The 9,262-nt window shown below is 62.8% G+C and carries 7 protein-coding genes; 4 read left to right on the top strand and 3 right to left on the bottom strand.

Annotated features, from left to right (window positions below; genetic code table 11):
• The first annotated feature begins 323 nt into the window (after positions 1–323).
• Positions 324–503, top strand: a complete 180-nt coding sequence (locus AC0L3A_RS35045; RefSeq protein WP_007593691.1) for a hypothetical protein — start codon at positions 324–326, stop codon at positions 501–503.
• A 133-nt stretch (positions 504–636) separates the two neighbouring features.
• On the opposite strand, the gene AC0L3A_RS35040 is transcribed toward AC0L3A_RS35045, so the two are convergent.
• Positions 637–1,554, bottom strand: coding sequence for an NADP-dependent oxidoreductase (locus tag AC0L3A_RS35040; RefSeq protein ID WP_007593690.1), 918 nt, complete (start codon positions 1,552–1,554; stop codon positions 637–639).
• Between the two features lie 345 nt (positions 1,555–1,899).
• Complete coding sequence (locus tag AC0L3A_RS35035) at positions 1,900–2,523, bottom strand: TetR/AcrR family transcriptional regulator (protein WP_007593689.1); 624 nt, start codon at positions 2,521–2,523, stop codon at positions 1,900–1,902.
• 123 nt (positions 2,524–2,646) lie between these two features.
• Between AC0L3A_RS35035 and AC0L3A_RS35030 the strand changes: the two genes are divergently transcribed.
• The 3 genes from AC0L3A_RS35030 to ppc all read left to right on the top strand — a co-directional run bounded on the left by AC0L3A_RS35030 (position 2,647) and on the right by ppc (position 8,011).
• Positions 2,647–3,525, top strand: a complete 879-nt coding sequence (locus AC0L3A_RS35030) for an SDR family oxidoreductase (RefSeq protein WP_007593688.1) — start codon at positions 2,647–2,649, stop codon at positions 3,523–3,525.
• Between the two features lie 194 nt (positions 3,526–3,719).
• The gene (locus tag AC0L3A_RS35025) at positions 3,720–4,202 is read left to right on the top strand and encodes a cupin domain-containing protein (protein ID WP_007593682.1); all 483 of its coding nucleotides are present in this window, start codon (positions 3,720–3,722) and stop codon (positions 4,200–4,202) included.
• Positions 4,203–5,221: 1,019 nt separating this feature from the next.
• Positions 5,222–8,011, top strand: a complete 2,790-nt coding sequence (gene ppc / locus AC0L3A_RS35020; protein ID WP_007593678.1) for a phosphoenolpyruvate carboxylase — start codon at positions 5,222–5,224, stop codon at positions 8,009–8,011.
• Between the two features lie 121 nt (positions 8,012–8,132).
• Here the strand turns inward: ppc and AC0L3A_RS35015 are convergent, their stop codons facing one another.
• Positions 8,133–9,245 carry an SMP-30/gluconolactonase/LRE family protein gene (locus tag AC0L3A_RS35015; protein ID WP_007593676.1) on the bottom strand — a complete coding sequence of 371 codons (1,113 nt, stop codon included), beginning with the start codon at positions 9,243–9,245 and terminating at the stop codon, positions 8,133–8,135.
• Positions 9,246–9,262: the final 17 nt, after the last annotated feature.

The raw sequence follows: 9,262 nt of genomic DNA, 5'->3' as shown, positions 1-9,262 counted from the left end.
GCTGATTCGAAGTGGAGCACGACTGCTTTCGACCGGGCATAGGTATCCTGCCCCTCGGCAATGCGTCAGATTCATTGCAACTTTTTCCCGGCTTCATTGTTGAAGAACGGGAGCGAACGCTGCCGCAATGTGCCGCGGCCGGCTGGCCCACGGCTCATTCTTATCGGGAGGCGATTGCATGAAGTGGCTTTGTTTGATCGGCTTTGTGGCGGGGACCGTTGCTTTAATACCTTCACCTTCTGCTTCGGCGATGCCCGCTGCCAAGCCGGACGCACTGGGCGCGTCTCAGACTGCCACTATCGAGGTCAAGGGCGGCCACGGGCATGGTGGTGGCCACGGCTGGGGTCATCACGGTGGGCGTGGTCATCATTACGGTTGGGGCAGAGGCCGAGGTCATCATTATGGCTGGCGGCACCATCACCACTGGTGAGCGTCACGATTGTCCCGAGATCGGAGTTGGTACCGATGTTAATACGGACCGCGAAGCACATCCGGGAGCTTGAGGACCAACCAAGCTCGTAGGATCGGTAGAGCGTGAGCGAAACCCATCAAACCGTCCGCCGATGACGAAGCATGATGGGTTTCGCAAGCGCTCGGCCCATCCTGCACGCTGCGTGCATCAATGCGCATGCGCCCTCAGGGACGAACGCGAATGATCGTATTCCCCTTGCGTCGCCTGGTCGGGTTTAAGGCGGCGACGGCATCGTCGAAGATCGAGACGTTGCCGATGTTTGTCCGCAATCGTCCGTCCCGCACCCGCTGGACGATCTCACTCAGTTGGGCACGATCGGCCTCGACGACAAAGTCGACCGCCAGGCCGTCGGAGGGTCGCGCCTCTGCGGGCCCGACGATGGTGACCAGTGTTCCTCCGGCTCGAATCAATGCTGCGGACCGCTTCTGGATGTCACCGCCGATGACATCGAACACCAAGTCGACTTTGCCGATGTCTTCCAGGGCATCGTTGTCGAGGTCGACGAACTCCTTCGCGCCGAAGTCGAGCACCGTCTGACGGTCGGCGGCGCGTCCGGTGCCGATGACGTGGGCGCCGGCCTCTCGTGCGAGTTGCGTCACCATCGACCCGACTGCACCGGCCGCGCCGTGTGCGAGGACGCTTTGCCCCGCCTGAAAGCGGCCGTGCTGGAACAGCCCTTGCCATGCCGTCAGGCCCGAGATCGGCAGGCTTGCGCCCACCGTGAAGTCGACGTCGCCCGGGAGCGGCGCGAGATTGCGTGCCTCGATCGCCACATACTCGGCGAGCGTGCCGTCGCGATACCAGTCCGCGAGGCCAAACACCCGCTGTCCTACCGACAACCCCGTAGTGCCATATCCGAGAGCGGTGACCACTCCAGCCAACTCGTGCCCAGGGATCGACGGTGTTCGGTCACGCTCGAGGCGATCGGTCCAGGTCGAGGGCCATGTCAGCTCGGTCGGAACAAATCCCGACGCATGAACCCGAACAACGACATCGTTTATCGATGCCTGCGGTTCGGGCCGCTCCACCAGCTTCATCCCGGCCGTTCCCGCGGCCCGTTCCCTCACAACGATCGCCTTCATGGGATTATCTCCTCGGTCATTGTCTGTTGATGCAACTGTTGCAGGCAGCGTAAGCACAACGGCTATCTACAAACTGCCGGGCAGTGTGGAAGTGTCCGCGATCTGCGCTGTCCGGATTGACCAGCTCGTACTGAGACTGCCGATCGGGTTCGCTTCGGTCGCGGTACTAGCAGCTAGATGCGTCGCGCCTGGTCATGAAACCAGTACCAAGATTGCAAATTCTGGCTGTACCAAGCGCATTCAGGCGGCGCTCAGATTGCGCTCGTAGGATGAGGAGAGCGCCAGCGGCACCCATCGATCCGTCCGCCGGTGACGAACCAGGAAGAGTTTCGCAAGGGCTCCAGATTAAGACGACGATGCGATCCCTTGTTCCAACAACACTCTGGCTGCCTCGCGGTTAGCCTCGACGATGGCGGGATCACGCGTTGACTGTGCGATCACGAGCGAGCCTTCGAACAGCGACAGGATCTGGATCACGGCCCTTTCGGGTTTGCTCAATGACAAGGGCTCAACGAGTGACGCAACGAAGTCGTGCAACTTTGTAAAATACGCTGCGATGGTCGCCTCTACGCCCGGGGAGTTTGCCTCCGGGCCGAATTCGGCCATTCCTTTGGCGAACGGACAGCCGCGGAACGAAGGCGCAAGGAGCGGTTGTTCGAGTGCGTCGAAAACAGCGAGAACGCGCTCCACTGGCGTGAGACCGGCTCGCTCGGTGGAGGTCGAAAGCATCTGAAACCAGACGGCGCTCTTGTAGCGCAGATAAGTGGCGATGAGGTCGGCCTTCGAGGGAAAGTGCTTGTAGAACGTCATCTTGGCCACGCCGCTTTCGGCGATGATCCGGTCGATTCCGACGGAGTTGATGCTGAACCGGTAAAACAGGTCTGACGCCGTCTTCAAAATGCGCTCGCGCGGGGCGAGCGCATCGAGCGGTTGAATATCCACGTCCACGAAATCAAGCAGCGTGCTCATCGATCGTCCTTAACCGAGCCGTATGCGTCGCTGGACAGACTATTCTGTCAATCTAGGGATTGCAAAGACATACAGGTCTGTCTATAGATTCATTATTCCTTGGATTCAGAGAAAGATCGTGAGATGAGCGGAAAAGTTGTGGTTGTGACGGGTGCGAGCAGTGGTTTTGGGAAACTCACCGCCTTGGAGCTCGCAAAGCGGGGTCACACGGTGGTTGCTGCCATGCGCGATGTCGCAGGAAGAAATGGCCGTGTTCGCGACGAGCTTGTCGAAGCGGCAAAGGCTGAAGGGCGTGCGCTCCAGGTCCTCGAGATGGACGTCGCCGACGAACAATCCGTCAACGCCGCGATCGCGGAAGTCGTCCGGCAGCACGGCCGGGTCGATGCCCTGGTCAACAACGCGGGAATGATGCCCGTCGGCGTCACGGAAGCCTATACGGTCAAGGATATCGAAGCGCAGTTCGCCGTGAACTTCTTCGGCGCCGTTCGTACCGATCGTGCCGTTCTGCCGCACATGCGGGCTGCCGGCAGCGGCGTCCTCGTCCATGTCACGTCGCTCATGGGGCGGGTGGTCTTCCCGTTCTTCGGTGTCTATTCCGCCAGCAAGTTCGCGCTCGAAGCCCTCGCGGAAGCCTACCGCTACGAGCTTTCGAGCTTCGGTGTGGATTCGGTCATCGTCGAGCCAGGCCCGTTCCCGAGCAACCTTCTTCCATCCAGCCCTGAACCCTCCGACCAAGACGTGCTGAAAACCTATGGCGGTGTTGCGGCGATCCCGGGTCAGATCAAGCAGCACTCCAACGATGGAAACGACCCGCAGAATCCGCCGCAGCCCCAGCTCGTCGCGAATGCGATCGCGCAGCTGGTCGAGGCCACGGAACGGCGGCCTCTGCGGACGGTCGTGATGCCCGAAGGCATGGATCTCGGTGTCCAGCGTCTGAACGAGGCCGTCGCCCCGATTCAGAACGACCTTCTTCGCGCGCTCGGCATGGCGAGTATGATTTGACGCGAACGCGATAAGCACACTGTACAGCTCGTAGGAAGGATAGAGCGTGAGCGAAACCCATCACCGTCCGCCGATGACGAAGCATGATTGGTTTTGCGAGCGCCAAACCCATCCTACGCGTGCTGACGACCCATGGCAGAGAAAGACCACTTGGAGTAGAGTAGCGGCGCCGGATATTTTCAACGGAGCCCGAGATGTCCTTTCTCAAGTTTGGGATCGGTTTGTTGGCCGTCCTTGCGACGAGTGGATTTTGTGCGGCCCTCGCGGAAGATAATTCACTTGAATACAAGCGCGTGACGGCGACCGAACTGAAGTGGAGCCCGCTGCTTTCGATGCCTAAGGGGACGCAATCGGCGGTGCTACACGGCAATCCGGGCAAGCCGGGCCTCTATACCGTTCGACTCAAAGTACCGGCGAATTCCAAAATGCCTGTGCACTCTCACCCCGATGAACGCGTTCGCGTCATCATTTCGGGGACGTACTATTCTGCGCTGGGCGACAAGGTCGATGCATCGAAGCTCCTGAGCTTTCCCCCCGGTACGTTTTCGCACGTGCCGCCAAAGGTGTGGCAGTTTGCGGAAACCAGGGACGAAGAGGTGATCTTCGAGATTACCGGGATTGGACCGACAGGCATCGACTATTTGAACGCCGAGGATGATCCTCGAAAGCAAAAATAACGTTGGTCGACCTGCCGAGCGCTTCAGCACTCGTAGGATGGGTAGAGCGCAGCGAAACCCATCAATCCCTCCGCCGCAGACGAAGCATGATGGGTTTCGCAAGCGCTCTACCCATCCTACGCGGCCCAAGGCAGAGCGGATGGCTCTCTCACACCATAGCCATGTCCGCTCGTGGCAGTGGGTGGGGCGCTCAGTCGACGCCGAGCACACCATCCCTCGCGTTGCCCGACAAGCAAAACACGCCACATGCAGGTCAAGCACCGGGCCGTCGAATATTCTGATTGACCGAATTATTCTCTTCGGGTAAACCGCAGCCATCCCAGCCCGCCAGAAGGGGCGTTTCGCGATCGTCACGATACGTGAGCCGGGATGCGATGGACGCGGCAGCGCCGGCGCGTGACGAGGTGGCAGGGCGGGCGACCCCTGTGAGCCATCGCGATCTGCGCGAACGACCCGGCGCTGTCACATCGGTTCTTTTCGGCTTCGGTGGCGAGCACGCGCAAGCTTCCGGATGTCCGGGGAGGGACGTCCGCGGACGGCAAAAGCGTGTGGTCCTGACGCCCGGGGTCTGTGCGTCAAGGCTTGCGGTGATGTGCGGCTCGACCGAGTGCGCGCATCGATCATCCGCAAGGCGACGGGGGCAATAGTGCATCGCTCCCCGGGGAGAGCGCGCCATAAGCAAAAACCATCGCGCAGGGAAGGCCGGATGTTCCGGCATCACCTGTGGTCACCCCCGCGTGCGTTTTCGCGTGCGGACCCTGGGTGCCAGCCGGCGCCCGGCCTTCCCTGCGCCCTTTCTTTGCGACGAGGGCGAAAACGGACAGCAAAACTCGGGCGCCCGCGCCGCGAGACCGCGGACGTGTGCAGTGACGAGTTGCAGGCAAATCTCTCGTGCCCGGGACACGAACGGCGCCGGTGGTGTGCGCCGCCACCAAGTTCACCTTGCACTGCGGCAGAAGAATATCGCACACTCGACCGGGCCGGGGAGCCATAGGGAGCTCTACAAGGGGAGCCGAGCCATGTCCCTCCAGACATTACCATCCGACACCGCCGACCAACGCAACAACCGCCCCGAGGATGTCCAGGCGCTGGAGGCGGATGCGCGCATGCGCGACGACATCCGCCTGCTCGGGCGCATCCTCGGCGACACGGTGCGCGACCAGGAGGGCGCCGATGTGTTCGACCTGGTCGAGCGCATCCGGCAGACCTCGATCCGATTCCACCGCGACGAGGACCGGCTCGCCCGCCGCGAGCTCGAGCAGATCCTCGACAGCATGTCGACCTCGGAGACGGTGCGGATCGTCCGCGCCTTCAGCTATTTTTCCCACCTCGCCAACATCGCCGAAGACCAGAACAACATTCGCCAGATGCGCGCCAACAAGGGCGGCGGCTCCGGCGTGCTGGCCGAGACCCTCGCCCATGCCAGGGCTGCGGGCATCGGTGCCGATGCTCTGCGCAACTTCTTCAAGAGCGCGCTGGTCAGCCCGGTGCTGACCGCGCATCCGACCGAGGTCCGCCGCAAGAGCACCATGGACCGCGAGATGGAGGTCGCAGCCCTGCTCGATCGTCGCGAGCGCGTCGCGCTGACGGCCGACGAGGCCGCCGCAAGCGACGAGCAGCTCCGCCGCGAAGTATTGACGCTGTGGCAGACCAATCTGCTGCGCCGGACCAAGCTCACCGTGCTCGACGAGGTCGCCAACGGCCTGTCGTTCTACGATTACACGTTTCTCCGCGAGGTGCCGCGGCTGGTCAACACGCTGGAGGACCGGCTGGAGGAGGGCGGCGAGCAGGCGGCAGGCGAGCTCGCCTCGTTCCTGCGCATGGGCAGCTGGATCGGCGGCGACCGCGACGGCAATCCCTTCGTCACCGCCGACGTGATGCGCGGCACGCTGCGGCTGCAGTCGAGCCGGGTGATGCAGTTCTATCTCAATGAGCTGCACGTGCTCGGCTCCGAGCTGTCGATCGCGGCGCATCTCGCCGACGTATCCGAGGAGTTGCGCACGCTGGCGGAGCGCTCGCCCGATACCTCGCCGCACCGGAGCGGCGAGCCCTATCGCCTCGCGGTCTCCGGCATCTATGCGCGCCTGACCGCCACGGCTGAAATGCTTCAGGTCGAGATCACGCGGCGGCCGGTCGGCAAGGGCGCGCCGTATGACAGCGTCGGGGAGTTCAAGGCCGATCTCGACGTGCTGCACCGCTCGCTGATCTCCAACAACGCCGGCGTCATCGCCCGCGGCCGGCTGCGGCTGCTGCGCCGTGCGGTGGACTGCTTCGGATTCCATCTGGCCCGGCTCGATATCCGGCAGAATTCGGCGGTGCACGAGCGCACCATTGCCGAGCTGATGGACGCCGCCAATCCCGGCATGTCCTATCTCGCGCTCGGCGAGGACGCGCGCATCTCGCTGCTCACCAACGAGCTGCGCTCGACGCGCTCGCTGGTGTCGCCATTCGTCAAATACAGCGACGAGACCATGGGCGAGCTCAATGTCTTCCATGCGGCCGCGGAGGCGCATGCGAAGTTCGGCTCGGATGCCATCCCCCAATGCATCATCTCGATGTGCAAGAGCATGTCCGACATGCTCGAGGTCGCGGTGCTGCTGAAGGAGGTGGGGCTGGTGCATCCCTCCGGGCGCAGCGCCATCAACATCGTGCCGCTGTTCGAAACCATCGAGGATTTGCAGGCGTCTTCCACCGTCATGGACCGCATGCTCTCGCTGCACGATTACCGCCGGCTGGTCGACAGCCGCGGCAGCGTGCAGGAGGTCATGCTGGGCTATTCCGACTCGAATAAGGACGGCGGCTTCGTCACTTCGGGCTGGGAGCTCTACAAGGCCGAGATCAACCTCGTTGACGTATTCGAGCGTCATCACGTGCGCCTGCGCCTGTTCCATGGCCGCGGCGGTTCGGTCGGCCGCGGCGGCGGCCCGAGCTACGATGCCATCATCGCCCAGCCCGGCGGCGCGGTGAACGGCCAGATCCGCATCACCGAGCAGGGCGAGATCATCTCGTCGAAATATTCCAACGCCGAAGTCGGCCGCAACAATCTGGAGATCCTTGCCGCCGCGACGCTGGAGGCGAGCCTGCTGCATCCGCGCCAGAGCGCGCCGCGCCGCGAATATCTGACCGCGATGGACGAGCTTTCAAACCTCGCCTTCAAGGCCTATCGCGGCCTCGTCTACGAGACCGACGGCTTCGTCGATTATTTCTGGGCGTCGACCGTCATCAACGAGATCGCGACACTCAACATCGGCAGCCGTCCGGCCTCGCGCAAAAAGACGCGCGCGATCGAGGATTTGCGCGCGATCCCCTGGGTGTTCTCCTGGGCGCAATGCCGCCTGATGCTGCCCGGCTGGTACGGCTTTGGCAGCGCGGTCGAGCAATGGATCGCGGAGCATCCCGACAAGGGCATGCCGTTCCTCAAAGAGCTCTACAAGGAATGGCCGTTCTTCCGCATGCTGTTGTCGAACATGGACATGGTGCTGGCCAAAAGCTCGATCGCGATCGCCTCGCGCTATGCCGAGCTCGTGCCGGATGAGGCGCTCCGCGAAAAAATCTTCGGCCGCATCCGCCGCGAATGGCATTCCTGCATCGAGACGCTGCTGGACATCATGGGCCAGGACCGGCTGCTGCAGAGTAATCCGCTGCTGGAGCGCTCGGTGCGCCACCGCTTCCCCTATCTCGACCCGCTCAACCACGTGCAGGTCGAACTGCTGAAAGAGCACCGCGCGCAGAACCCGGACGAGCAGGTGCTGCGCGGGATTCAACTGACCATCAACGGGATCTCGGCGGGGCTGAGGAATACGGGATAAGGCGACCCACCCTCCGTCGTCATGCCCGGGCTCGTCCCGGGCATCCACGTTCTCAGTGCCGCGGTTCAAGTCGTGGATGGCCGGGACAAGCCCGGCCATGACGCGTCGTGAGAGCACGGCCTCAACAGAAATGCGCGCCCTGCGTCTCCACATAGACCGCATAGAGCGACTGGCTCGCGGTCATGAACAGGCGGTTGCGCTTCTTGCCGCCGAAGCAAACGTTGGCGCAGGTCTCGGGCAACAGGATCTGCCCGATGCGCGCGCCGTCGTTCGGCGCGAACACCTGCACGCCGTCGTAGCCGGGGCCAACCCAGCCGGCGCCGACCCAGATATTGCCCTCAGTGTCGACCCGCAACCCATCGGGAAAGCCTGATTTGCCGTCGAGCTTCATGTCGATCAGCTTCTTCGGGTTCGACAGCTTCGCCCCGTCGATGTCGTAGGACCACACCACGTTCTCGGCTTGCGGATAATGCGTGATGCCGGTGTCGCAGACATAGAGCTTCTTGTAGTCGTGACTGAAAGCGATGCCGTTCGGCTTGAACGGCTCGTCGGCCACCTTCGCGACCTGGCCGCTCTGCGGATCAATGCGATAAACCGCTTCCTTCTGATACGGCTGCAGCGAGCCGGTATTGGCAAGCTTGCCCTCATAGATGCTGATCGCGCCGTAGCCGGGATCGGTGAACCAGATCGCCTTGTCGTTGGGATGCACCACCATGTCGTTCGGGCCGTTGAGCGGCTTGCCGTTGGCCTGTTCGGCCAGCGACGTCACCGAACCATCATGCTCGTAGCGGACGAGGCGGGTGCGCTCGGCGCTGATCTGGCGGCCCTCGGTGTCGAACGAGTTGCCGTTGGCCTCGTTCGACGGCTTGTGGAATTGCTCGGAGATATGGCCGTCGTCGTCGAGGTAGCGCAGCTGCCGGTTGGCGGGGATGTCGCTCCAGACGAGATATTGCCCCTGCGCATTCCACGCTGGCCCTTCCGCCCACAGGCAGCCGGTATAGAGCCGCTTGATCGCGGTGTTGCCGACCTTGGCCTTGAAGCGCTTGGGATCGATGGCAATGATGTCAGGATCGGGATAGCGCTGCGGCTCGGCATTGGCGCCGAAGTCGCGGGCGTCCGCGTTCGAGGCGAGCAGGGCAGACGCGGCGACAGTCGCGGCGCCCTTGAGCAGCGTGCGGCGGGCGAGGCCGCTGCTTGCAGTCGTGTCGTCGGAGTTGGTCAGTATTCTTGTCATGGTTTCCTCCCAAAATT

The organism is Bradyrhizobium sp. MI1.3, assembly GCF_055811695.1.
Note: the sequence above shows the minus strand (reverse complement) of the source record. Positions and strands in the feature narration are given on the sequence as shown.